Raw genomic sequence first — 21,812 nt, 5'->3', positions numbered from 1 at the left:
TCACTTCTGGCGCGTTTCCGTGGGACGCTCCCGCACTTCTGGTGCGCTCCTGCGGGACGCTCCCTCAACTCTGGTGTGTCCCTGCGGGATGCTCCGCTTTTTCGGTGCGTTGCTGCAGGGCCCCGAGGCGGATCCGAGGGAGCGTCGGGGAGGGGCGCCCGGATGTGAGGGAGCGTCGGGGAGAGCGCCCCGGATGTGAGGGAGCGTCGGGGGAGAAGCGCCGGATGTGAGGGGGCGTCGGGGGAGTGGCCGCCGGATCCGGGGGAGGGTCTGTGGTAATGGGCGATTTTCTGCAGTGGCCCCGGCCGTGCTAGGATATTGAGTTTGTATGGCGCTTTTCGTGTGCCATCGTCAACCTCGTAAACAATCGTGCCACAGCATAGTGCATGCCCGCGCCTCAGGGCGCACGGGATGCAACTGCTTTTGGCACGGGCGTTTAGGCCTGGTCTGGCAAAATCCAGGCAGGTCAAGAGACACCCCGATCAACCGTTCCGCAAGGCTCATTCCGTAGCAAGATCACGGCCTGAGAACCGGCGCGACGCAAGGAGTAAATAGTGATTCAGCAGGAGTCGCGACTCAAGGTCGCCGACAACACGGGTGCTAAGGAAATCCTTACCATTCGCGTTCTCGGTGGATCCGGTCGTCGCTACGCAGGCATCGGCGACGTCATCGTCGCCACCGTCAAGGATGCAATCCCGGGCGGCAACGTAAAGAAGGGCGATGTCGTCAAGGCTGTCATCGTCCGCACCAAGAAGGAACGCCGCCGTGCGGATGGTTCCTACATCAAGTTTGACGAGAACGCAGCTGTGATCCTGAAGAACGACGGTGACCCCCGCGGTACCCGTATCTTCGGACCGGTTGGTCGTGAACTGCGCGACAAGAAGTTCATGAAGATCGTTTCTCTGGCTCCGGAGGTGCTCTAGTCCATGGCTAAGATCAAGAAGGGTGACCTCGTTCAGGTCATCACTGGCGCCAAGGCTGAGCGCGGCGGCGACCGCGGCAAGCAGGGCAAGGTCCTGCGCGTGTTCCCCGAGACCAACCGCGTGCTGGTCGAAGGCATCAACCGCGTCACCAAGCACACCAAGGTCGGTCAGTCGCAGCGCGGCACCAAGACCGGTGGCATCGAGGTCGTTGAGGCCCCGATCCACATCTCCAACGTGGCCCTGGTTGACCCCTCCACCAAGAAGCCCACGCGCGTCGGTTTCCGCACCGAGACCGTTGAGCGCGATGGCGTGAAGCGCGAAGTGCGCGTCCGCGTGGCCAAGAGCTCAGGGAAGGACATCTAATGACTGAGACTCTCGAGACTCCGGCTAGCAAGATCGTTCCTCGTCTGAAGACCAAGTACGCCGATTCCATCAAGAGCGCGCTCGTTGAGGAATTCAAGTACGACAACGTCAACCAGGTTCCCCGCCTGGTGAAGGTCGTTGTGAACATGGGTGTTGGAGATGCCGCCAAGGACTCCAAGCTGATCGACGGCGCTGTCCGCGACCTGACCCTGATCACCGGCCAGAAGCCGCAGGTCACCAAGGCCCGCAAGTCGATCGCACAGTTCAAGCTGCGCGAAGGCATGCCGATTGGTGCGCACGCCACCCTCCGTGGCGACCGCATGTGGGAATTCCTGGACCGCCTTGTCACGCTGGCTCTGCCGCGTATCCGGGACTTCCGGGGCCTCAGCGGCAAGCAGTTTGATGGCAACGGCAACTACACCTTCGGTCTGACCGAGCAGGTTATGTTCCACGAGATCGACCAGGATTCCATCGACCGCGTTCGCGGTATGGACATCACCGTCGTGACCACTGCCAAGACCGACGACGAAGGCCGCGCGCTGCTCAAGGCGCTGGGCTTCCCGTTCAAGACCGAAGACTAATCCAGCTACATAAAAGGTCCGCACGCCAGTCACTAGGCCGGCAGCGGAAACCGTTATGAGGAAGGGCAAGAGCCCACCATGACTATGACAGATCCTGTCGCAGATATGCTTACGCGTCTGCGCAACGCAAACTCGGCATACCACGATTCCGTGTCTATGCCTTACAGCAAGCTCAAGGCTCGCGTCGCCGACATCCTTAAGGCAGAAGGCTTCATCGCCGGCTGGAAGGAAGAAGACGCGGAGGTCGGCAAGAAGCTGACCCTCGAGCTCAAGTTCGGTCCGAACCGCGAGCGTTCCATCGCCGGTGTTCGCCGTATCTCCAAGCCGGGTCTCCGCGTTTACGCGAAGTCCACCAACCTGCCGCACGTGCTGGGTGGCCTGGGTATCGCAATCCTGTCCACCTCTTCCGGCCTCCTGACTGACAAGCAGGCCGGCAAGAAGGGCGTGGGCGGCGAAGTCCTCGCGTACGTCTGGTAACGGGAAAGGAAGAGAATAATGTCACGTATTGGACGTCTCCCCATCACCGTTCCTGCCGGCGTTGAGGTCAAGGTTGACGGCTCTGTCGTCTCCGTCAAGGGTTCCAAGGGAGAGCTGAGCCACACCGTGCCCAGCCCGATCGAGGTCGCCCTGGAAGATGGCACCCTGACCGTCAGCCGCCCGAACGACGAGCGCGCCTCCCGTTCGCTGCACGGCCTGACCCGCACCCTGATCGCCAACATGATCCAGGGTGTCACCGCAGGCTACGAGAAGAAGCTTGAGATTGTCGGTACCGGTTACCGCGTCCAGGCCAAGGGTTCTGACCTGGAGTTCGCTCTGGGCTACAGCCACCCGGTCAACGTCTCGGCTCCGAACGGCATCACCTTTGCAGTTGAGACCCCGACGAAGCTCTCTGTTTCAGGTATCTCCAAGCAGCAGGTCGGCGAAGTTGCTGCCAACATTCGCAAGCTGCGGAAGCCCGACCCGTACAAGGGCAAGGGTATCCGCTACGCCGGCGAGGTCATCCGCCGCAAGGTCGGAAAGGCTGGTAAGTAACCATGGCCATCGCAATTAACAAGAAGCGTACGAACAAGAGCAAGTCTGCCCAGCGCAGCCGCCGCCAGCTTCGTATCCGCAAGCGCATTTCCGGTACGGCTGTACGTCCTCGCATGGTCGTCAACCGTTCGGCCCGCCACGTATTCGTCCAGGTTGTCGATGACACCAAGGGCCTGACCGTGGCAAGCGCCTCCACCCTGGAAGCCGACCTGCGCGCGTTCGACGGCGACAAGACCGCCAAGGCCAAGCGCGTCGGCGAGCTCGTTGCCGAGCGTGCCAAGGCTGCCGGCATCGAAGCTGTCGTCTTCGACCGCGGTGGTAACAAGTACCACGGCCGGATCGCCGCCGTCGCTGACGGCGCACGTGAAGGTGGGCTGGCACTGTGACCGAAAATAACGAAAAGGACACTCAGGTGACTGAAGCTGTAGCTGCTCCGGCAACCGAGACCGCTGCGCCTGCTACCACCGACGACCGCCGTGGCGGTGCCCGTCGTGGCGAGCGTGGCGACCGCGGCCAGGGCCGTGGCGACCGTGGTGGCCGTGGTGGCCGCGACGGCGGCCGCGAAGCGGAGAAGAGCCAGTTCGTAGAGCGCGTCGTAACCATCAACCGTGTTTCCAAGGTCGTCAAGGGTGGTCGTCGCTTCAGCTTCACCGCCCTCGTCGTCGTCGGTGACGGCAACGGTATGGTCGGCGTCGGCTACGGCAAGGCCAAGGAAGTTCCCGCCGCCATCGCGAAGGGCGTTGAAGAGGCCAAGAAGTCCTTCTTCCGCGTTCCCCGCATCGGCAGCACCATCCCGCACCGCGTTCAGGGTGAGGCCGCCGCAGGCGTCGTCATGCTGCGCCCGGCGTCGGCTGGTACCGGTGTTATCGCCGGTGGTCCGGTCCGCGCGGTCCTGGAGTGCGTGGGCATCCACGACATCCTCTCCAAGTCGCTCGGTTCCTCCAACGCCATCAACATCGTTCACGCGACCGTTGACGCGCTGAAGCGCCTCGAAGAGCCGGCAGCAGTGGCAGCACGCCGCGGCCTGCCCCTCGACGAGATCGCGACGCCGGCAATGGTGAAGGCGATCATGAACCAGAAGGCAGGTGTCTGAGTCATGGCGAAGAACCTGATTCCGTCCGACGCTCAGTTGGAGATCACCCAGATCAAGTCCGCCATTGGCGGCAAGCAGAACCAGCGCGACACCCTTCGGTCCCTCGGCCTGAAGCGGATCGGACACACCGTTGTCCGCACCGCCGATGCCGTGACCGTTGGCATGCTGAACACGGTTCCGCACCTGGTAAAGGTAGAGGAGGCGAAGTAAATGGCCGAGAAGAACACCGCCGAGAAGGCACAGGGCGCTGCTGAGAAGCAGAACGCGCTGAAGGTTCACCACCTGCGTCCCGCCCCGGGTGCCAAGACCGCCAAGACCCGTGTTGGTCGTGGTGAGGGCTCCAAGGGTAAGACCGCCGGTCGTGGCACCAAGGGCACTGCAGCCCGCTACCAGGTCAAGGCTGGCTTTGCCGGCGGCCAGCTGCCGCTGCACATGCGCCTGCCGAAGCTGCGCGGCTTCAAGAACCCGTTCCGGGTTGAGTTCCAGGTTGTAAACCTGGACAAGCTCAACGAGCTGTTCCCGGAAGGTGGCACTGTCACCGTGGAGAACCTGGTCGAAAAGGGCGCCGTTCGCAAGAACCAGCCCGTCAAGGTGCTGGGCACCGGCGACATCACCGTCAAGGTTGACGTCACCGCCCACGCATTCTCGGCCAGCGCCGCGGAAAAGATTGCCGCAGCCGGCGGAAGCACCACCGCACTCTAAGGAGGCGGCGGGGCTGATGCCCGTTGCATAAAACTCCCGGTACCCTGGGGCTCACGCCTCCGGGGGCCGGGAGTTTTTTCACGCCCGGACACCCTGTCGATTGTTCGCAGGGAGCTTCCAACCGCTAGACTCGGTTGTTGGGTTTGTTTGACCTATCTCACACGATTTTACTTATTACACAGGAGGACGCTTGCTTAGCGCATTTGGCCGGGCCTTTCGCACGCCTGATCTGCGACGCAAGTTGTTGTTCACGCTGGGAATCATCACCATCTTCCGCTTGGGTGCCTTCATCCCCTCGCCCGGTGTGAGCTACCAGAATGTCCAGCAATGCTTGCAGAACGGTCAGACCTCGGGCGGGATCTACCAGCTCGTCAACCTGTTCAGCGGCGGTGCACTGCTCCAGGTCTCCATCTTTGCCCTGGGGATCATGCCCTACATCACCTCCAGCATCATTGTGCAGCTGCTCCGCGTGGTCATCCCGCGGTTCCAGCAGCTCTACGAAGAGGGTGCCTCCGGCCAGTCGAAGCTGACCCAGTACACCCGGTACCTGACAATCGCCCTGGGTCTGCTGAACGCCACGACGCTGGTGTCGCTGGCGCGCTCCGGCCAGCTGCTGCCGAACTGCCAGCTGCCGATCATCCCGGACTCGAGCATTATCACCACCATCCTGATCGTCATCACCCTGACGGCCGGCACCGGCCTGATCATGTGGATGGGCGAGCTCGTGACCGAGAAGGGCGTGGGCAACGGCATGTCGCTGCTCATCTTCACGTCAATCGCCGCCGGCTTCCCGACGTCCCTCGGCGCCATCTGGAAGGCGCAGGGACCCGGCACGTTCTTCCTGGTGCTGCTGATCGGCCTGCTGACCGTGGCCTTGGTGGTCTTCGTCGAGCAGTCCCAGCGCCGCATCCCGGTGCAGTACGCGAAGCGCATGATCGGCCGCCGCACCGTGGGCGGCACCAGCACCTACATCCCGATCAAGGTGAACATGGCCGGCGTCGTGCCCGTCATCTTCGCCTCGTCGATGCTGTACCTGCCGGGCCTGATCGCACAGTTCAACGCGCCCAAGCCGGGCGAGCAGATGGCCCCCTGGGTTGAGTGGATCAACAACAACCTGACCAAGGGCGACCACCCGATCTACATGGCCCTGTACTTCGCCCTGATTGTGTTCTTCACGTACTTCTATGTTGCGATCACTTTCAACCCTGAAGAAGTTTCTGACAACATGAAGAAGTACGGCGGCTTCATTCCGGGCATCCGTGCCGGCAAGCCGACCGCGGACTACCTGCAGTACGTGCTTTCCCGGATCACCTTGCCCGGCGCGATCTACCTGGGCTTCGTTGCCCTGATCCCGCTCATCGCCCTGGTCCTGATCAACGCCAACCAGAACTTCCCGTTCGGTGGCACATCGATCCTGATCATGGTGGGCGTCGGCTTGGAGACCGTCAAGCAGATTGATGCGCAGCTACAGCAGCGTCACTACGAAGGGCTTTTGCGATGACGAGAATGTTGATTATCGGACCTCCCGGCTCCGGCAAGGGAACGCAGGCGGAACGCATTTCGGAGCGCCTCGGCGTCATTGCGATCTCCACCGGCGACATCTTCCGGGCCAACGTCAAGGGCGAGACGCCGCTCGGCCTCGAAGCCAAGAAGTACATGGACGCCGGCGACTTCGTCCCGGACAGCGTGACCAACAAGATGGTCCGCGACCGACTCTCCGAGGGCGACGTCGAGGCAGGGTTCCTGCTGGACGGATACCCCCGCACCACCGCCCAGGTGGACTACCTCGACGGGATCCTGGCCGACAACGACCAGAAGCTCGACGTCGTCCTGCAGCTCACTGCCGACGACGAGGAGCTCGTCACCCGGCTCCTGGGCCGCGCCAAGGAAACCGGCCGCAGCGACGACAACGAAGCCGTCATCCGCCACCGGTTGGACCTGTACCACGGCCAGACCGAGGCGGTCGTCAACAAGTACGCCGAACGCGGCATCCTGACCCGCGTCGACGGCATCGGCGGCATCGACGAGGTCACCGACCGCGTCATGCAGGCCATCAAGGCAGCACAGTCCGCCTAGGCCCGCCGCAAACCGTTGAGGCTCCTCCCGCACTGCCGGGAGGGGCCTCAGGCATTTGTCCGCCATCCCGCCAGGGGCGGCGGCACCACCGAGAGGACGCAGAGTATGGCATTCGGCCAGACGCGCATTGAATACAAGACCAACGCCCAGATGCGGACCATGCAGGAGGCCGGCCTGGTGCTGAGCCGGGCGCTCGACGCCGCCGTCGCCGCGGCCGTCCCCGGCGTCACCACCAAGGACCTCGACGCCGTCTTCGCCGGCGTCCTGAAGGAAGCCGGGGCCACGTCGAACTTCCTCGGGTACCACGGCTTCCCCGCCACCATCTGCACCTCGGTCAACGAGGAGGTCGTGCACGGCATCCCGGGAGACCGGGTGCTGAACGACGGCGACATCATCTCGATCGACGGCGGCGCGATCGTTGACGGCTGGCACTCGGACTCGGCCCGCACCGTGATCGTCGGCACCGCGGACCCAGAGGACCAGCGCCTCTCCGACGTCACCGAGGAAGCCATGTGGCGGGGGATCGCGGCCCTGGCGAAGGGCAAGTTCGTCGGCGACATTGGCAACGCCGTCGACGACTACGTCTTCTCAGTCCCGGGCAAGCCGCTGGGCATCCTCGAGGATTACGTGGGCCACGGCATCGGCTCGGCCATGCACATGCCGCCGGACGTGCTGAACTACCGCACCAGCCACCGCGGGCCCAAGATCCGTCCCGGACTGTGCCTGGCGATCGAGCCCATGCTGGTGCGCGGCAGCATCGACACGGCAGTGCTGGAGGACGACTGGACCGTCGTCACCACCGACGGCGCCCGCTCGTGCCAGTGGGAGCACTCCGTGGCCGTGCACGATAAGGGCATTTGGGTCCTCTCCGCACCCGACGGCGGCGCCGCAAAGCTCGCCCCGCTCGGCGTCGTGCCCGTTCCCATTCCCTAACGTCCCGTGACCCAGGGGGTGCCGCCGCGTCCCCGGTGACACAGAAAAAGCCCTGGTACTGCGGGATTTCCCGCAGCACCAGGGCTTTTGCGTGTCGCCGTCTGGCGCTAGCTCTTCAGCTTCGGCTTGACGTCCTTGGTGTAGATCCCGTCGAGGGTGGTCTTCAGGTCCGTCATGGTGGCCTTGACGTCGCCCTGCTGGGTCAGGATCTTGGCAGCGGCCTTGGCCATTTCCTGGTCCGCGCCGGGCAGGAACACGCGGGCGTTGTCCTGGACGTGGGTCACGGCGAGCTGGTCCATGGCGGTCTTGATCTGCGGGGTCTTGGCGAGCACCGCGGTCATGTCCGCGGACTTGCGGATCGGCATGTAGCCGGTGGCGGCGGAGAAGGCCGCCGTGCTCTCCGGCTCCGTCATGAACTTCAGGAACGTCGCGGCGGCCATCTGGACTTCCTTGCTGACACCGCTAGGGATGCCCAGGCCGGCGCCGCCGGTGGGGCAGACGCCGGTGTCCTTCTTCGGGCCGCCCGGCAGGAAGCCGACGCCCACGTTGAACTTGGCGGACTGCAGGACGCCCAGCAGGTCACCGGTGGAGGAGATCGTGGCGGAGGCGATGCCGGCGGCGAAGTCGTCGGCGGCGTTCTTGGACGAGACGCCGGCCCACTTGTCCTTGTAGACGGAGTCCTGGGCCCACTGCAGGGCCGCCACGGACTCGGAGGAGTCGCAGTTGAGGTCCCAGCCGTTGGACCAGCTGCCGCCCCAGCCCCAGAGGTTGTTCTGCAGCGTCCAGCCGGCGTAGCCGGCCAGTGCCGGGTACATGTAGGAGTAGCTGGCGCCGGAGGCGGCCTTCAGCTTCGGGGCCCACTCGCCGAATTCCTGCCAGGTTTTCGGTGCCCGGTCCGGCAGGCCCGCGGCCTTGAAGTGGTCCTTGTTGTAGTAGAACAGCGGGGTGGACCGGCCGTAGGGGAGGGCCCACTGCTTGTCGTTGTACTTGTAGTCATCGACCAGCGACTTCTGGAAGTCGTCCATCTTGAAGTCCAGCTGCTTGATCAGGCCGTCGAGCGGGATGATGTTGCCGTTGGTGTAGTAACGGAACCACCAGACGTCGGAGAGGACCACCAGGCCGGGCAGGGCGGACTTGGCCGCCTGGGAGGTCTGAAACTTCTGGGCGATCTCCTCGTAGTTGGCACCGGCGGTGATGAGGTTGACCTTGATGTCCGGGTACTTGGCCTGGAACTTGTCGATGATGGCCTTCTCGACGTCCTGGGACTTGCCCGGGTGGCTGGTCCAGAAGTCGAAGGAGCCGGCCGGCTTCACACCGGTGAAGTCGATGTCGGATGCGCCGGTGGTGGCGCCTCCGCCGCTGGTGGACGGTCCGCCGCAGGCGGCCAGGGCCGCGGCACCGGCGCTGGCGCCGGCGAGGCCAAGGAAGTTACGGCGGTCGAGTTTGGGGGCCATGATGGTTCCTCTCGGGAAAGGTTGACTCGATTGAAGCGTGGTGGAACGGGGAAATCGGGTGGGGCCGTAGGGCGGGCCGGGCCGGCTACCCGGTGACGCTGCCCTGGGTGAGGCCGGCGACGATGTACCGCTGCAGCGCCGCGAAGACGAGCAGGATGGGGACGATCACCAGCATGGCGCCGGCCATCAGGATGCCCCAGCCCGCGCCGTTGCCCTCAGAGTTCTGCAACAGGGTCAGGCCCACCGGCAGGGTCATGGTCTCGGGCCGATCGGTGATGATCAGCGGCCAGATGTAGTCGTTCCACTCGCTGACGACGGTGACGAGCGCGACGGTGGCGATCGAGGGCAGGGACACCGGGGCGACGACCTGCCAGAGGCGGCGCCAGTGGCCGGCGCCGTCGATCTCCGCGGCCTCGAGGATGGACCCGGGGAGGGTCAGGAAGTGCTGGCGCAGCAGGAACGTGCCGAACGCGGTGCCCAGGCCGGGGAGGATGATGCCCCAGAGGGTGTTCTTCCCGCCAATTCCGGCGATCAGGATGTAGTTCGGCAGGATGGACACCTGCGGCGGCACCATCAGGGCCACGAGGATCACGATGAAGATGACGTTCTTGAACGGGAACCGGACAAACACCAGGGCGTAGGCGGTGAGGATGGCCAGGATGACCTTCACCGTGGAACCGACCGTGGTGACGATCAGGCTGTTGATGAAGAACTGGCCGAACGGCACGGTGGTCATGGCCACCTTGTAGTTCTCCAGGTTGAAGCTCTGCGGCAGGATTTTCAGGTCTGTGGTGACGATCTCGCCGGGAGTCTTGAGCGAGCTGAGCATCATCCACAGCAGCGGGACGACGACGACCAGGGTGGCGAGGATCAGCGGCACGTAGCCGCCGACGATCGTCTGGACCAGGTTGGCGCGGGAGAACGGGCGGTTCCGTTGCGGCGGCAGGTCCTGGTTCGCGCCTGCCGCGGGGGCGGCCCCGGCCGCCGGATCGGGACTGACGGGGGAGAGCGTGCTCATGAGTAGTGCACCTTACGTTCGACGAACCGCACCTGCAGCACGGTGATGATGAGCAGGATCGCGAAGAGGATCACGGAGATGGACGCGGAGTAGCCGGCCCGGTTGTAGGCGCCGAAGGCCTGCAGGTAGGCCTCGTAGATCAGCGTGGAGGTGCCGTTGCCCAGCGGGGTCATGATCCGGATCAGGTCGAACGCCTGCAGGGAGCTGAGCAGCGTGGTGATCAGGAGGAAGAAGGTGGTCGGGGAGAGCAGCGGCACGGACATGCTGACGAAGCGGCGGAAACCGTTGGCGCCGTCGAGGGACGCTGCCTCCATGACGTCCTTGGGCAGCGACTGCAGCCCGGCGAGGTACACCACGGCGCAGTAGCCGAGGTTCTTCCAGATGTAGACGATGATGACCATGACCAGCGAGAGCTGCGGGTCGTTAATCCACTGGGGGCTCTGCTGGCCGATGCCGCGCAGCAGCCAGGAGAGCACGCCGTAGCCCGGGTCGAAGATGAACAGCCAGACCAGGCCGACGCCGACGCCGCTAAGGACGTAGGGGGCGAAGACGGCGGAGCGGGCGAAGGTGGTGCCGCGGACCTTGGCGTTCAGGGCCAGGGCCACCAGCAGCCCCAGGATCATCGAGCCGCCGACGGTGACGACCGTGAAGACCGCCGTGGTGCCGAGCACGTTGGGTGCATCGGCGCTGGTGAAGAAGTTGATGTAGTTGTCGAAGCCGACGACGGTCGCCGAGGCGGAGCCAAGCGTCCAGTCCAGCGTCGAGTAGTAGATGTTGTTGATCAGCGGCAGATAGGTGAACACCGCGATCAGGGCCAGGTTGGGCAGTGCCAGCGCGAGAAATACGAAGAAGTCCCGGCGGGTCCTGGCGGACCAGCGTCCCCTGCGCCGGGCCGGTGCGACGGCCGCGGCGGTAGCCGCAGGCCTGTCAGTCAATTGTCTTGTCATGGTGCGTCTCTAACGGATCCAGGCCTGCCACTGGCAGGCGTTCGGGCGGGGGATCAACATACACTTCATCACACACTTGATGGGTGGAACCCCGCACAAGGCCCCGTCAGAGCTTTGTTATGCCAGGCTTCCTTGCCCGTTTACCTTCTGTTGGTTGCAGTATTCCACACCGTTCGCCTGTGGTCAGGGATGCTCGGATTGGCAAACCGGGCACCAATTCCGCCCGGCCCGGCGCACAATGGAGCCATGACGGGGATCACGGATGTACCGGGGATCAAGGTGGGCCATGCGGGCCGCCGCGGCGGGGGCTGGCTGAGCGGGGTGACGGTGGTGCTGCCGCCAACCGGGACCACCGGCTCGGTCGACGTCCGCGGCGGCGGACCCGGCACCCACGAGACCGACGCCTTGGACCCCACCACCCTGACGGCCACGGTCGACGCCGTCGTCCTCACCGGCGGCAGCGCGTTCGGCCTTGCCGCCGCTCACGGTGCGCAGCGGTGGTGCGAGGAGCAGGGGAGGGGATTAGCCGTCCCCGGCGGGGTGGTTCCGATCGTGCCCGCCGCGGCGATCTTCGACCTGGGCCGGGGCGGCGACTTCGGCGCCCGCCCGGACGCGGCCATGGGCTACGCGGCTACCGCGGACGCCGCCGCCCGTCCGGAAGGGCACGACGTCGAACGCGGCAACGTCGGCGCCGGCACCGGAGCCCTGATCGGCCGGGGATCCTACAAAGGGGGAGTTGGCACAGCCTCCATCACCCTGGACAACGGCGTCGTCGTAGGGGCCATAGCCGTAGTAAACGCGCTGGGGTTACCTTTTGGCACATCGCCGACGCGGGTGGAACCCGGCAGCGTGCGTCTAAGCGACGAAGGAGCGAGCACGCAGAGGGTTGCGCCCGTGCCGGCGGAAGCCAGCCACGGCCCGGAGGGCGCGCAAGCGCCGCAGCTGCCGCCCCTCAACACGACCCTCGTCGTCGTCGCCACGAACGCCATCCTGGACAAGGCCGAGTGCAAGCGCACGGCCTCGGCGGCGCATGCCGGCCTGGCACGGGCGCTGAACCCGAGCCATACCCTGGCCGACGGGGACACGGTCTTCTGCCTCGCCACGGGCGCCCTCGCGCTGGACCGCGACACCGACGCGGCGCGGCAGCTGAGCCTGATCACGCTGCAGAGCGCGGCGGCGGACGCCGTGCGCCTGGCGATCCTGGACGGGGTCGACGCCGCGGTCGACGAGACCACCCCGGCGGGCCGGTTTCGTGCATACCGTCGCTGAGTGCGCTAGCATGACTGGATTTAACATTCGGCCTTCGATGCCGTAATGTTGACTGTTGGTTGTCTGCCCTGCTGTGCCCTTTTGGGGAGCGGTAGCCGGGAGGCAAGCAAGAAATCACAAACGTTCGCGGCCGCATCCGGTGCAAACCGGGGTGCCGCGGCAACAACAGTTAGCGGAGGGTATGGCCAAGAAGGACGGGGTCATTGAGATCGAGGGCGTTGTGACCGAGGCGCTGCCCAACGCGATGTTTCGCGTTGAGCTCACCAACAAGCACATCGTTCTGGCACACATCTCTGGAAAGATGCGACAGCACTACATTCGGATCCTCCCCGAGGACCGCGTAGTGGTGGAACTGAGCCCTTACGACCTGACACGTGGTCGTATCGTCTACCGCTACAAATAACCACTGGACGGCCGTGGCATCAGCCAGGGTCCGGGCCAGCTGACCACTGCAACACGCAAAGGAACGCCATGAAGGTCAAGCCGAGCGTCAAGCAGATCTGCGAAAAGTGCAAAGTGATCCGCCGTAATGGCCGGGTCATGGTGATCTGCGAGAACCCGCGCCACAAGCAGCGCCAGGGCTAATTCTCCCCTTCGGAGAACCCCGGGTTGCTAACCCACGCAAGTAAATAAAGGGCAGCACAAGCTGATCTGGGACATTGAGCACCAACGAGTCCGGACAGCTAACCCCCGGTCGGAGGCTGGGGCCGCACACACCGTGCGGGTGTACTGCCTACGACCTCCGGTTTATTCAAGGAGTACCGCCACTATGGCTCGTCTCGCTGGCGTAGACATTCCCCGCGAAAAGCGGCTGGAAATTGCGCTTACTTACATCTACGGCGTGGGCAAGACCCGTGCACACGAAACCCTGGCTGCCACCGGCATCAGCGCCGACGTTCGGGTCAAGGACCTGACCGACGCCGAACTGGTTCAGCTGCGTGACTACATCGAAGGCAACTACAAGGTTGAGGGTGACCTTCGCCGCGAGGTAGCCGCCGACATCCGCCGCAAGGTCGAGATCGGCAGCTACGAAGGCCTGCGTCACCGCAAGGGCCTGCCCGTACGCGGTCAGCGTACGAAGACCAACGCTCGTACCCGCAAGGGCCCGAAGCGCACCGTCGCCGGCAAGAAGAAGGCCGGACGCTAAAACCCATGTGCCCCCTGAGATCGCTTCGCGATTGCAGGGAACCAGGCATTTGTGGGCCGACAGCGTTCGCTTCCCCCAAATAACTTTCTGTAGGAGAAATAATGCCCCCGAAGACTCGTGGCGCGGTTCGCAAGCCGCGTAAGAAGGACAAGAAGAATATCGCGCTGGGCCAGGCGCACATCAAGAGCACGTTCAACAACACCATCGTGTCCATCACGGACCCGTCCGGTGCTGTCATCTCCTGGGCCTCGTCCGGTGAGGTTGGGTTCAAGGGCTCGCGTAAGTCCACTCCGTTCGCCGCTCAGATGGCCGCCGAGGCCGCTGCCAAGCGCGCCCAAGAGCATGGCATGCGCAAGGTTGACGTTTTCGTCAAGGGACCGGGCTCGGGACGCGAGACCGCCATCCGTTCGCTGCAGGCTGCTGGCCTCGAGGTTGGCTCCATCCAGGACGTCACCCCCAGCGCCCACAACGGCTGCCGCCCGCCGAAGCGCCGCCGCGTCTAGTGCTTTGCCGTGCTTGCCCGGACCGTCGCCGGTCCGGGCAAGCGCCGCGGCGTTAAGCCATTAGACCGATCTTTCCACCACCTGTGTTGCGTCATATAGCGGATGCTCGCCGAAAGGAAACCTAAGTGCTCATTGCACAGCGCCCCACCCTCTCCGAAGAGGTCGTCTCCGAAAACCGTTCCCGCTTCATCATCGAACCGCTGGAACCGGGCTTCGGCTACACCCTCGGTAACTCCCTCCGCCGTACCCTGCTCTCCTCCATCCCCGGTGCCTCTGTCACGAGCATCCGGATCGATGGCGTGCTGCACGAGTTCACCACGGTTCCGGGTGTCAAGGAAGATGTCACCGAGATCATCCTGAACATCAAGAACCTGTCGGTTTCCTCCGAGCACGATGAGCCGGTTGTCGCTTACCTGCGCAAGCAGGGCCCGGGAGTCGTCACCGCCGCGGACATCGCTCCGCCGGCCGGCGTCGAATTCCACAACCCGGATCTGCACATCGCCACGCTGAACTCGAAGGGCAAGTTCGAACTCGAACTGACCATCGAGCGCGGCCGCGGCTACGTGTCGGCAGCTCAGAACAAGTCCGGCGACTCCGAGATCGGCCGCATCCCGGTCGACTCGATCTATTCGCCGGTGCTGAAGGTGACCTTCCGCGTGGAAGCTACCCGTGTCGAGCAGCGCACCGACTTCGACAAGCTGATTGTCGACGTCGAGACCAAGCCGGCCATCGCCCCGCGCGATGCCGTTGCCTCGGCCGGTACCACCCTGGTGGAACTGTTCGGTCTGGCCCGCGAGCTGAACACCGCAGCTGAAGGTATCGAGATCGGCCCGTCGCCGACGGACGCTGCCCTGGCAGCGGACATGGCACTGCCGATCGAGGATCTGGACCTCACCGTCCGTTCCTACAACTGCCTCAAGCGTGAGGGCATCCACACCGTGGGTGAACTCGTTGCCCGCTCCGAGGCTGACCTGATGGACATCCGTAACTTCGGTGCGAAGTCCATCGACGAGGTCAAGGCAAAGCTTGTTGAGCTGGGTCTGTCCCTCAAGGACTCCCCTCCCGGTTTCGACCTTGCAGCCCGTGCCGCAGCCATCGAAGAGGACGACGCCGCGTTCAGCGACGACGAGCTCTAAAACAGATCTTGGCCGGCGGGCCGGACGCACCGCAGCGTGCACGGTCCGCAGGCTTCCATATGAGGAGAAATAGTTATGCCTACCCCCACTAAGGGTCCGCGCCTCGGAGGCGGCCCGGCTCACGAGCGCCTCATGCTCGCGAACCTCTCTGCCGCACTGTTCGAGCACAAGCGCATCACCACCACGGTGACCAAGGCCAAGCGCCTGAAGCCGTACGCCGAGCGTCTGGTGACCTTCGCCAAGCGCGGCGACCTGGCTTCCCGCCGTCGCGTGCTGGGCCTGATCAGCAACAAGGGCGTCGTCCACGAGCTGTTCACCGACATCGCGCAGGCGATGGAGAACCGCGACGGCGGCTACACCCGCATCACCAAGATCGGCAACCGTAAGGGCGACAACGCCCCCATGGCTGTCATCGAGCTGGTCCTGGAGCCGGTTTCCGCCAAGCAGGCCGTGGTTGCCGAGGCCACCACCGCCGCCAAGCGCGACGCCGACAAGAAGGACGAGGCTGCTCCGGTTGCCGAGACCGAAGCCGCTGAGACCGAAGAGGCCCCCGAGGCCGAGGCAGCAGCAACCGAAGAGGCTCCGGCCGCCGAGGAAGCTCCCGCCGAGACCGAGAAGGAAGCGAAGTAATTCGCTGACCGCCTTCTTATAGACTTAGGTCTATGAACGAGCACGAACCCGCTGTCCCCCTTACCGGGGACGGCGGGTTTTTGCGTATCCGGCTGGACCTCTCCTACGACGGGGCGCCGTTCAGCGGCTGGGCGCTCCAGCCCGGCCTGCGCACCGTCCAGGGCGTCCTGGAGGAGGCCCTGGCCCTGTTGCTGCGCCGTCCGGTCCGGGTCACCGTGGCTGGACGGACCGACGCCGGCGTGCACGCGCGCGGCCAGGTGGTGCACTTCGACATGGCTGCCGCCGAATGGGCCGGGCTCCCGCGCGGCGCCGGGCTGGATCCGGCCGCGGCGTTGCTGCGCCGGCTCCGCGGCGCCCTCCGCCGGGGCATGGGGGACCTCGCCGGGGCCGTCGAGGTACACCGCGCGGCGCTGGCGCCGGAAGGCTTTGACGCCCGCTTCAGCGCGCTCTGGCGCCGCTACAGCTACCGGATCGCCGACGGCACACCGCGGTGGGACCCTGTCACCCGGCACGCCACGCTCTGGCACAAGACGGCCCTGGACACCGACCTGTTGAACGAGGGCGCCGCGCCGCTGCTGGGGCTGCAGGACTTCCGTTCCTACTGCAAGCCGCGGGAGGGCGCCACCACTATCCGCGAGCTGCAGCGCTTCGAGTTCACCCGCGGGGCCGACGGCGTCATCGTCGCGACCATCCAGGCGGATGCCTTCTGCCACAACCAGGTCCGGGCCCTCATCGGTTCGGCTCTGTTCGTCGGCGCCGCCGAGCAGCCCCCGGGCTGGCTCTACGAACGGCTGCTGGCCCGGCAGCGGGACGCACGCTCCGTCCTGGCCCCGCCGCACCCGCTCATCCTGGAAGAGGTGGCCTACCCCTCGGCGGAAGGGCTGTTGGCCCGGGCGGAGCTGACCCGCGCCCGGCGCGAGTAGCGCCTTTCCCCGGCGGCTCCCGATCTTCGGTTGGCAGGCCGCGGCTAGAAGGAGCGCGGCGGCCCGTCCGCCGGCAATTCGACGGTGAAGGTGCTGCCGTGGCCCGGGCGGGTGCGGCAGGTGATGGACCCGCCGTGTCCCTCCACGATCGCCTTGGTGATGGACAGTCCCAGCCCGGCCCCGGGGATGGCACCGTCGCGCACCGCCGGGCTGCGGAAGAAGCGGGTGAACACCCTGTCGGCGTCGGCGGCGGTCATCCCGATCCCGGTATCCCGGACCTGGAGGACCACGCGGCCCTCCGCGGCGCAGCCGGAGACCGTCACGGATCCGCCGTCGGGCGAGTACTTGATGGCGTTGGAGACCAGGTTGTCGAGGGCCTGGCTGATGCGCAGCGGATCGACGTTCGCCCACAACGGCTCCCGGGCCTCCATCGACAGGGACACCCGGGCCGCTTGCGCGTGGGCCTGGGCGGAGCCGATGCTGGCCTCCACCAGCCCGGCGAGGTCGGTGCGGCGGGGCTGCAGCTGGACGGCGGCGCTGGCGGTAACCAGCAGGTCGGAGACCAGGGCCAGCAGCCGCTCGGCGTTGCGCTGGGCCACCTCAATGCGGCGCAGCACGGACGGCGGCAGCTCCTCGCCGAGGACAAGGTCCAGGTTGCCGATGATGGAGGTCAGGGGCGTCCGGAATTCGTGCGAGACGGTGGCGACGACGTCGTCCTTGGCGGCCAGGGCATTCACCAGCCCCGTGACCTCGTTGTAGACCACGACGGCGCCGCCGAAGCCGCCATCGTCGTCGCGTAGCGGCCGGGCGCCAGTGGAGACCACCCGGCCGGCGGGGGCACCGCCGAAGCAGACCAGGTGGTCGGCAAAGGATTCCCCTGCCATGGCACGCCGGATGGGCCGCCGTTCGGGCTGGAGCGGGGTCCGCTGGTCCGCCCCGGTCAGCAGCAGGTGGTCCTCCCAGCCGCGGTGCACGGCGGTGCTGGCCCCCTGCGGCGCGGCGCCCGCCTCGAGCCGGCTCTGCCAGCTGTTGGTGAGCAGCCGCCGCCCCTCGGCGTCGACGGCCACGATCCCCACGTCCACCGTGTCCAGGATGGTGTTCAACAGCCGCTCCCGCTCCCGGCTCTCGGCCAGCAGCGCCTGCAGCTGTGCTTCCTTCGAGTCCACACGGCGCTGCTGGCGGGCAAGCTGGCCCTTGACGAATTCCATGGCCACCGCCACGGCCAGGGTGGTCAGGGACAGCAGGGCGACGGTGGCGATCCGGCCGGGGCTGTCGTCGGGGCCGGCGTCGAAGAACCACGGGAGGCCGGCCAGCAGCGGGCCGAAGAAGCTCAGGGCGGCGGTGATGGCGGGGGAGAGCCGGGAAGAGGCGAGCCAGACCACAGGCAGGACGGACAACACCCCGAGGCCCGGCAACTCCTCGGCCGCGGCGACCCGGCTCAGTCCGATGGCGGCGAGATCAAGCACCGGAATCCACAGGGTTGCCAGGGGCGGGAGGCGCTCCCAAGGGACCACCAGGCAGGCAAGGAAGAGCGCGGCGTGGGCGGCGACGGCGGCCTGGCCCCAGCCGCTGTAGAGGTGCAGGTCCCACGCCGAGGGTGCCGCAGCGAGGCCGGCGGTCAGCAGCAGAGTGAGGGGAAGCTGAGAGGTTAGGACGCGGAGCCGGGTGTGCAGGATGGTCGGGCGGCGGGGCACCCGCACGTCATGAACCAGCCGCCACTCACCCAAAGACCAACGCTCCTCTCACGAAGCTTGAGTTTACAGTTGTGTCAAAATAAATTGACATAAAACATACGAAGATTGCTGAACAAAAATGTGCCGGAGCCCGGGATTCGGTCCCCGGCTGGGTATGGTGGCAGGACGTGCTGCGGGTCTTTGGCGCGGCGGCGCCCCGCCTGACGGAGGTACCCCGGGCCGGTGGCGGCGGTGGAAGCGGAACTGCAGCGGATGTGAGGGTGGCATGACAGACCTGGGCGTGGCCGTGGTCGTAGAAGACGACGCCGATGTGCGGAACCTCGTCGAGGCCGTGCTGCGGCAGGCGGGCTTCGAGGTGCATTCCGCATCCGAGGGCCGCGAAGGCGTCGACGTCGTCCGCCGCGAGGATGCCCAGGTGGTCACCCTGGACGTGGGACTGCCGGACATTGACGGCTTTGAGGTCCTGCGCCGCATCCGCCAGTTCAGCGACGCATACGTCGTCATGCTCACGGCCCGCACCGACGAACTCGACACCCTGACCGCACTCCACACGGGTGCGGACGATTTCCTCACCAAGCCCTTCCGGCCGCGCGAACTCCGCGCCCGCGTGGCGGCCATGATGCGCCGCCCACGCCGGGACAACGGCGGAGCCGTGGCGGCGCCTGCACCGGCGCCGGACAACGTGCTGCGCCACAACGGGCTGTCGCTGAACCCGGACATGCGCTCCGTGACGGTCGACGGCGAGCCGCTCTCCCTGACCCGCAGCGAATTCGACCTGCTGCATGCGCTCCTCAAGGGCGCCGGCGCGGTCCGGTCCAAGACGGACCTGGTCCGCGTGGTACGGGGGGAGTACTACCGGGCCGACGCGTACATCAGCGATTCCGACGAGCGCGCCGTCGAGGTCCACATCGGCAACCTGCGCCGGAAACTGGGCGAGGACGCCGTGCAGCCCCGCTGGCTGCAGACCGTCCGGGGTGTGGGCTACCGGCTCGCGCCTGCGCAGCCCTAGCACTCCATCAGGATGTAGCTGAACTGCAGTTCCTGGACGGTTTCCCGGCCCCGGGACGCGACCTCGCCGAGCCTGCCCTCGGCCTCCGCCAACAGGCCTTCCCTGACCAGGCCTTCCAGCTCCGTGGCCAGGGCGGCCAGGCGCAGGCCGCCGACCATCGAGGACGAGGTCTTCACGCTCAGCACGGCGTCGAGGGCAGCCGTCGCGTCCCGGCGCGTCAGAGAATCAGCCAGGGAGGCGTAGCGCTGCTCCCACATCAGGGCGTAGTCGCGGGCAAAGCCTCGCGCGACCGTCGCACTGTTGAGCTGTTCGCCCAAGTCCTGGAGGGCTCCCGGGTCCATCAGGGGTGCCGCCGCGGGCCCCGGCCGCGCGCCGTCGTCGGACGTGACGGCAGTGGTCGCGGCCCCCGACGCCGGGTTTTCGGGGATGGCAGCTGAAAGAGACATGGCACTACGGTACCCGCTTGACCGGGCGGCCGTCCGGGCGCCCGATGATCCTGCGCAAACCCTGAGGGGAACCTTGTCGGGCCCGAAGGCGCCCGCCACGCGCGGCGTCAGTGGCCGCTGAAGGTGTTGATCGCGTTGATAACCGCGGGGCCCAGGATGGCGATGAAAAGCACCGGAAAGATGAAGAACAGCAGCGGGAACAGGATGGTCACGGGCAGTTTCATGGCCTTCTCCTCGGCCCGTTGCCGGCGCTTGACGCGCATGACCTTCGCCTGGATCCTGAGCACGCGGCTGATGGCGATGCCATAGGTGTCCGCCTGCACCACGGCCTGGACGAAGCTGCGGAGTTCGGGGATGCTGGTGCGCTCGGAGAGGGCCTGATACGACTCGCGGCGGCTGCGACCCACCTGCATGTCCTGCAGAGTGCGGACCAATTCCTCCGCCAGGGGTCCCTTGCCGTTCTCTCCGGCCCGGGCCATGGCGCCCTCGAAGCCCAGGCCCGCCTCGACGGAGATCAGCATCTGGTCCAGCGTGTTGGGCAACTCCAGTTGCATGGCCTTTTGACGCTCCTGGCCCTTGCTGTACAGCAGCAGATCTGGGATGAAGTAGCCCAGCAGTATCACGAAGAGTCCCACGAGCTTGAGCATGGGCGCGGGGGCGCTGGCGAACCACAGCCCCAGCAGGGCACCGACGGCGCCGAGCAGCGGCTTCGCGGCGAGCACCCGGCCCAAGGGCAGCGACGCCGGCCGGCCGGCGAGGGCCAGCAGGTGGTCGAGTTTGCGCACGTAAGCCGGGGGAGTGAGGCGGCGACCCAGCCGCTCCAGCACGTCACGTTTGCGCGTCTCGGTGGCCTCTACGGGTGCGGTACCGAGGGCGAGCATCTGGCGGATGGCGCGCTGGGATTTCCGGTCCACCGAGAGCACGGACCAGGACAGGTAGGACAGGGGCAGGCAGATCAGCAGCAGCCCGGCGAGGAGGATGGCGTTCACGGCGGCCTCAGAACTTCAGGTCGATAATCTTGCGCATCCACAGACCGCCGATGGTCATCAGGATGACGGACGCGGCGATCATGCCCCAGCCGAGCGGGTTGGTGAACATGACGTTCATGTAGCCGGGGTTGACCAGCATCAGCATGAGCACGATGCCCACGGGCATGGCCATCAGGATGTAGGCGGAGAATTTGCCTTCGGCGGCGAGGGACTTGATGTGGCCCTTGATCTCGCTGCGCTCGCGGATGGTCTCGTTGACCTGGTCGAGGACTTCCGCCAGGTTGCCGCCGACCTCGCGGTTGATTTGGATGGCCTGGGCGATCCAGACGAAGTCCTCGTTCTGCATCCGGTCCGCGGTGTCGGTCAGGGAGTCGAGCAGGTCACGGCCCAGCGAGGTTTCCGTGATGATCCTGCGCATCTCTTCGGCGGTGGGGCTTTGGGATTCGTTGCCAGCCGCGTCGATGGCCCGCAGGATGCTGTGCCCGGCGCGCAGGCCGCCGGAGAGCAGCTGCAGGGTGTCGCCGAGCTGGTCATCGAACCGGGAACGGCGGCGGCCGGCGAGGAAGGTGAGGACCAGGTGACCCGCCACCGGAGCGAGAAGGACCAGGAGGACCGCCAGGAGGGGGCCGCCCACCAGGAGGCCGGCCAGGGCTCCGACGAGTGCGCCGGAGAGCAGCAGCACGTAGAAGTCCCCCTGTCCCAGGCGGAGACCGGCCTGCTCGAGGGCCTCCCGGTTGAAGAGCCGGACCTTGCGGCGTGCGAAGAAGCCCTCGGCCAGGCCCGCGGCGGATCCGGCGAAGCGGCTGAGGGAGGACTCCGCGGCGACCTGTACCGGCCGCCGTCGGTCCAGGGGTACCCGGGACGCACCGGGGGCCACGACGGCGACGGCGAGGAGCAGGATGGCGGCGACCAGGAGGGCGACGCCGGCGTACAGAGTCACGGTC

Annotated in this window: 28 protein-coding genes; 21 read left to right on the top strand and 7 right to left on the bottom strand. The window is 66.1% G+C overall.

Annotated elements, in window-relative coordinates:
- Window positions 1-554: 554 nt before the first annotated feature.
- The 12 genes from rplN (at window position 555) to map (ending at window position 7,703) form a co-directional block, all read left to right on the top strand.
- Window positions 555-923 (top strand): 50S ribosomal protein L14, encoded by a 369-nt coding sequence (rplN, locus tag AB0O44_RS01415; protein ID WP_003803789.1) that lies wholly within the window; start codon window positions 555-557, stop codon window positions 921-923.
- A gap of 3 nt (window positions 924-926) precedes the next feature.
- A complete protein-coding gene (rplX, locus tag AB0O44_RS01410) occupies window positions 927-1,286 on the top strand; it encodes a 50S ribosomal protein L24 (RefSeq protein ID WP_290255926.1) in 360 nt (119 codons plus the stop codon).
- Complete coding sequence (rplE, locus tag AB0O44_RS01405) at window positions 1,286-1,867, top strand: 50S ribosomal protein L5 (protein ID WP_290255925.1); 582 nt, start codon at window positions 1,286-1,288, stop codon at window positions 1,865-1,867. The genes rplX and rplE overlap by 1 nt, the downstream gene beginning before the upstream one ends.
- Window positions 1,868-1,945: 78 nt before the next feature.
- The gene (rpsH, locus tag AB0O44_RS01400) at window positions 1,946-2,344 is read left to right on the top strand and encodes a 30S ribosomal protein S8 (RefSeq protein ID WP_018769139.1); all 399 of its coding nucleotides are present in this window, start codon (window positions 1,946-1,948) and stop codon (window positions 2,342-2,344) included.
- Between the two features lie 18 nt (window positions 2,345-2,362).
- Window positions 2,363-2,899, top strand: a complete 537-nt coding sequence (gene rplF / locus AB0O44_RS01395) for a 50S ribosomal protein L6 (protein WP_290255924.1) — start codon at window positions 2,363-2,365, stop codon at window positions 2,897-2,899.
- A gap of 2 nt (window positions 2,900-2,901) precedes the next feature.
- The gene (gene rplR / locus AB0O44_RS01390) at window positions 2,902-3,285 is read left to right on the top strand and encodes a 50S ribosomal protein L18 (RefSeq protein ID WP_290255923.1); all 384 of its coding nucleotides are present in this window, start codon (window positions 2,902-2,904) and stop codon (window positions 3,283-3,285) included.
- A 26-nt stretch (window positions 3,286-3,311) separates the two neighbouring features.
- On the top strand, window positions 3,312-3,992 hold the full coding sequence (gene rpsE, locus AB0O44_RS01385) for a 30S ribosomal protein S5 (RefSeq protein ID WP_290255922.1): 681 nt from the start codon (window positions 3,312-3,314) through the stop codon (window positions 3,990-3,992).
- A gap of 3 nt (window positions 3,993-3,995) precedes the next feature.
- Entirely contained in the window at window positions 3,996-4,202 is a 207-nt protein-coding gene (gene rpmD / locus AB0O44_RS01380) for a 50S ribosomal protein L30 (RefSeq protein ID WP_056626615.1), read from the top strand.
- A complete protein-coding gene (gene rplO / locus AB0O44_RS01375) occupies window positions 4,203-4,694 on the top strand; it encodes a 50S ribosomal protein L15 (protein WP_364133347.1) in 492 nt (163 codons plus the stop codon). It abuts the gene before it with no gap.
- Between the two features lie 190 nt (window positions 4,695-4,884).
- Window positions 4,885-6,195: a preprotein translocase subunit SecY gene (gene secY / locus AB0O44_RS01370; protein ID WP_290255920.1), complete on the top strand. Its 1,311-nt coding sequence runs from the start codon at window positions 4,885-4,887 to the stop codon at window positions 6,193-6,195.
- Between the two features lie 5 nt (window positions 6,196-6,200).
- Window positions 6,201-6,770, top strand: a complete 570-nt coding sequence (locus tag AB0O44_RS01365) for an adenylate kinase (RefSeq protein WP_290255919.1) — start codon at window positions 6,201-6,203, stop codon at window positions 6,768-6,770.
- A gap of 105 nt (window positions 6,771-6,875) precedes the next feature.
- Window positions 6,876-7,703: a type I methionyl aminopeptidase gene (map, locus tag AB0O44_RS01360; protein ID WP_364133342.1), complete on the top strand. Its 828-nt coding sequence runs from the start codon at window positions 6,876-6,878 to the stop codon at window positions 7,701-7,703.
- A 107-nt stretch (window positions 7,704-7,810) separates the two neighbouring features.
- Here map and AB0O44_RS01355 read toward each other — a convergent pair whose 3' ends face one another.
- From AB0O44_RS01355 to AB0O44_RS01345, 3 genes are all read right to left on the bottom strand, one after another.
- Window positions 7,811-9,157: an ABC transporter substrate-binding protein gene (locus tag AB0O44_RS01355; RefSeq protein WP_364133340.1), complete on the bottom strand. Its 1,347-nt coding sequence runs from the start codon at window positions 9,155-9,157 to the stop codon at window positions 7,811-7,813.
- A gap of 85 nt (window positions 9,158-9,242) precedes the next feature.
- Window positions 9,243-10,175 (bottom strand): carbohydrate ABC transporter permease, encoded by a 933-nt coding sequence (locus AB0O44_RS01350; protein WP_290255916.1) that lies wholly within the window; start codon window positions 10,173-10,175, stop codon window positions 9,243-9,245.
- Complete coding sequence (locus AB0O44_RS01345; protein ID WP_364133336.1) at window positions 10,172-11,122, bottom strand: sugar ABC transporter permease; 951 nt, start codon at window positions 11,120-11,122, stop codon at window positions 10,172-10,174. The genes AB0O44_RS01350 and AB0O44_RS01345 overlap by 4 nt, the downstream gene beginning before the upstream one ends.
- Window positions 11,123-11,368: 246 nt before the next feature.
- On the opposite strand from AB0O44_RS01345, the gene AB0O44_RS01340 reads away from it, so the two are divergent.
- The 8 genes from AB0O44_RS01340 (at window position 11,369) to AB0O44_RS01305 (ending at window position 16,730) form a co-directional block, all read left to right on the top strand.
- The gene (locus AB0O44_RS01340) at window positions 11,369-12,391 is read left to right on the top strand and encodes a P1 family peptidase (protein ID WP_364133334.1); all 1,023 of its coding nucleotides are present in this window, start codon (window positions 11,369-11,371) and stop codon (window positions 12,389-12,391) included.
- 181 nt (window positions 12,392-12,572) lie between these two features.
- Window positions 12,573-12,794: a translation initiation factor IF-1 gene (gene infA / locus AB0O44_RS01335; RefSeq protein WP_009358723.1), complete on the top strand. Its 222-nt coding sequence runs from the start codon at window positions 12,573-12,575 to the stop codon at window positions 12,792-12,794.
- Window positions 12,795-12,862: 68 nt separating this feature from the next.
- Window positions 12,863-12,976: a 50S ribosomal protein L36 gene (gene rpmJ / locus AB0O44_RS01330; RefSeq protein WP_009358722.1), complete on the top strand. Its 114-nt coding sequence runs from the start codon at window positions 12,863-12,865 to the stop codon at window positions 12,974-12,976.
- A gap of 184 nt (window positions 12,977-13,160) precedes the next feature.
- A complete protein-coding gene (gene rpsM, locus AB0O44_RS01325; RefSeq protein ID WP_011775569.1) occupies window positions 13,161-13,538 on the top strand; it encodes a 30S ribosomal protein S13 in 378 nt (125 codons plus the stop codon).
- Between the two features lie 101 nt (window positions 13,539-13,639).
- Complete coding sequence (rpsK, locus tag AB0O44_RS01320) at window positions 13,640-14,041, top strand: 30S ribosomal protein S11 (protein WP_066436904.1); 402 nt, start codon at window positions 13,640-13,642, stop codon at window positions 14,039-14,041.
- A 125-nt stretch (window positions 14,042-14,166) separates the two neighbouring features.
- On the top strand, window positions 14,167-15,177 hold the full coding sequence (locus AB0O44_RS01315; RefSeq protein WP_290255912.1) for a DNA-directed RNA polymerase subunit alpha: 1,011 nt from the start codon (window positions 14,167-14,169) through the stop codon (window positions 15,175-15,177).
- A gap of 75 nt (window positions 15,178-15,252) precedes the next feature.
- Window positions 15,253-15,807: a 50S ribosomal protein L17 gene (gene rplQ / locus AB0O44_RS01310; protein ID WP_290255911.1), complete on the top strand. Its 555-nt coding sequence runs from the start codon at window positions 15,253-15,255 to the stop codon at window positions 15,805-15,807.
- Between the two features lie 32 nt (window positions 15,808-15,839).
- Complete coding sequence (locus tag AB0O44_RS01305) at window positions 15,840-16,730, top strand: tRNA pseudouridine synthase A (protein WP_364133331.1); 891 nt, start codon at window positions 15,840-15,842, stop codon at window positions 16,728-16,730.
- A 44-nt stretch (window positions 16,731-16,774) separates the two neighbouring features.
- Here AB0O44_RS01305 and AB0O44_RS01300 read toward each other — a convergent pair whose 3' ends face one another.
- Window positions 16,775-18,457, bottom strand: a complete 1,683-nt coding sequence (locus AB0O44_RS01300; protein WP_364133328.1) for an ATP-binding protein — start codon at window positions 18,455-18,457, stop codon at window positions 16,775-16,777.
- A 232-nt stretch (window positions 18,458-18,689) separates the two neighbouring features.
- On the opposite strand from AB0O44_RS01300, the gene AB0O44_RS01295 reads away from it, so the two are divergent.
- Window positions 18,690-19,433 carry a response regulator transcription factor gene (locus tag AB0O44_RS01295; protein WP_290255908.1) on the top strand — a complete coding sequence of 248 codons (744 nt, stop codon included), beginning with the start codon at window positions 18,690-18,692 and terminating at the stop codon, window positions 19,431-19,433.
- Here AB0O44_RS01295 and AB0O44_RS01290 read toward each other — a convergent pair.
- The 3 genes from AB0O44_RS01290 to AB0O44_RS01280 form a co-directional block, all read right to left on the bottom strand.
- Window positions 19,430-19,879 (bottom strand): Hpt domain-containing protein, encoded by a 450-nt coding sequence (locus AB0O44_RS01290; protein ID WP_364133325.1) that lies wholly within the window; start codon window positions 19,877-19,879, stop codon window positions 19,430-19,432. The genes AB0O44_RS01295 and AB0O44_RS01290 overlap by 4 nt on opposite strands.
- Before the next feature lie 107 nt (window positions 19,880-19,986).
- The gene (locus AB0O44_RS01285; protein ID WP_290255905.1) at window positions 19,987-20,868 is read right to left on the bottom strand and encodes a type II secretion system F family protein; all 882 of its coding nucleotides are present in this window, start codon (window positions 20,866-20,868) and stop codon (window positions 19,987-19,989) included.
- 7 nt (window positions 20,869-20,875) lie between these two features.
- On the bottom strand, window positions 20,876-21,808 hold the full coding sequence (locus AB0O44_RS01280) for a type II secretion system F family protein (protein ID WP_290255904.1): 933 nt from the start codon (window positions 21,806-21,808) through the stop codon (window positions 20,876-20,878).
- Window positions 21,809-21,812: the final 4 nt, after the last annotated feature.

Source organism: Arthrobacter sp. NPDC080082 (genome assembly GCF_040686595.1).
Taxonomy (GTDB): Bacteria; Actinomycetota; Actinomycetes; order Actinomycetales; family Micrococcaceae; genus Arthrobacter.
This window is presented reverse-complemented; position numbering and strand designations above follow the sequence as displayed.

Bases quoted from the DNA above. Each gene is read 5' to 3' on its own strand.
- rplX (WP_290255926.1), top strand. From the start codon at position 927: ATGGCTAAGATCAAGAAGGGTGACCTCGTTCAGGTCATCACTGGCGCC.
- rplE (WP_290255925.1), top strand. From the start codon at position 1,286: ATGACTGAGACTCTCGAGACTCCGGCTAGCAAGATCGTTCCTCGTCTG.
- rpsH (WP_018769139.1), top strand. From the start codon at position 1,946: ATGACTATGACAGATCCTGTCGCAGATATGCTTACGCGTCTGCGCAAC.
- rplF (WP_290255924.1), top strand. From the start codon at position 2,363: ATGTCACGTATTGGACGTCTCCCCATCACCGTTCCTGCCGGCGTTGAG.
- rplR (WP_290255923.1), top strand. From the start codon at position 2,902: ATGGCCATCGCAATTAACAAGAAGCGTACGAACAAGAGCAAGTCTGCC.
- rpmD (WP_056626615.1), top strand. From the start codon at position 3,996: ATGGCGAAGAACCTGATTCCGTCCGACGCTCAGTTGGAGATCACCCAG.
- rplO (WP_364133347.1), top strand. From the start codon at position 4,203: ATGGCCGAGAAGAACACCGCCGAGAAGGCACAGGGCGCTGCTGAGAAG.
- AB0O44_RS01365 (WP_290255919.1), top strand. From the start codon at position 6,201: ATGTTGATTATCGGACCTCCCGGCTCCGGCAAGGGAACGCAGGCGGAA.
- map (WP_364133342.1), top strand. From the start codon at position 6,876: ATGGCATTCGGCCAGACGCGCATTGAATACAAGACCAACGCCCAGATG.
- AB0O44_RS01355 (WP_364133340.1), bottom strand. From the start codon at position 9,157: ATGGCCCCCAAACTCGACCGCCGTAACTTCCTTGGCCTCGCCGGCGCC.
- AB0O44_RS01350 (WP_290255916.1), bottom strand. From the start codon at position 10,175: ATGAGCACGCTCTCCCCCGTCAGTCCCGATCCGGCGGCCGGGGCCGCC.
- AB0O44_RS01345 (WP_364133336.1), bottom strand. From the start codon at position 11,122: ATGACAAGACAATTGACTGACAGGCCTGCGGCTACCGCCGCGGCCGTC.
- AB0O44_RS01340 (WP_364133334.1), top strand. From the start codon at position 11,369: ATGACGGGGATCACGGATGTACCGGGGATCAAGGTGGGCCATGCGGGC.
- infA (WP_009358723.1), top strand. From the start codon at position 12,573: ATGGCCAAGAAGGACGGGGTCATTGAGATCGAGGGCGTTGTGACCGAG.
- rpmJ (WP_009358722.1), top strand. From the start codon at position 12,863: ATGAAGGTCAAGCCGAGCGTCAAGCAGATCTGCGAAAAGTGCAAAGTG.
- rpsM (WP_011775569.1), top strand. From the start codon at position 13,161: ATGGCTCGTCTCGCTGGCGTAGACATTCCCCGCGAAAAGCGGCTGGAA.
- rpsK (WP_066436904.1), top strand. From the start codon at position 13,640: ATGCCCCCGAAGACTCGTGGCGCGGTTCGCAAGCCGCGTAAGAAGGAC.
- rplQ (WP_290255911.1), top strand. From the start codon at position 15,253: ATGCCTACCCCCACTAAGGGTCCGCGCCTCGGAGGCGGCCCGGCTCAC.
- AB0O44_RS01305 (WP_364133331.1), top strand. From the start codon at position 15,840: ATGAACGAGCACGAACCCGCTGTCCCCCTTACCGGGGACGGCGGGTTT.
- AB0O44_RS01295 (WP_290255908.1), top strand. From the start codon at position 18,690: ATGACAGACCTGGGCGTGGCCGTGGTCGTAGAAGACGACGCCGATGTG.
- AB0O44_RS01290 (WP_364133325.1), bottom strand. From the start codon at position 19,879: ATGTCTCTTTCAGCTGCCATCCCCGAAAACCCGGCGTCGGGGGCCGCG.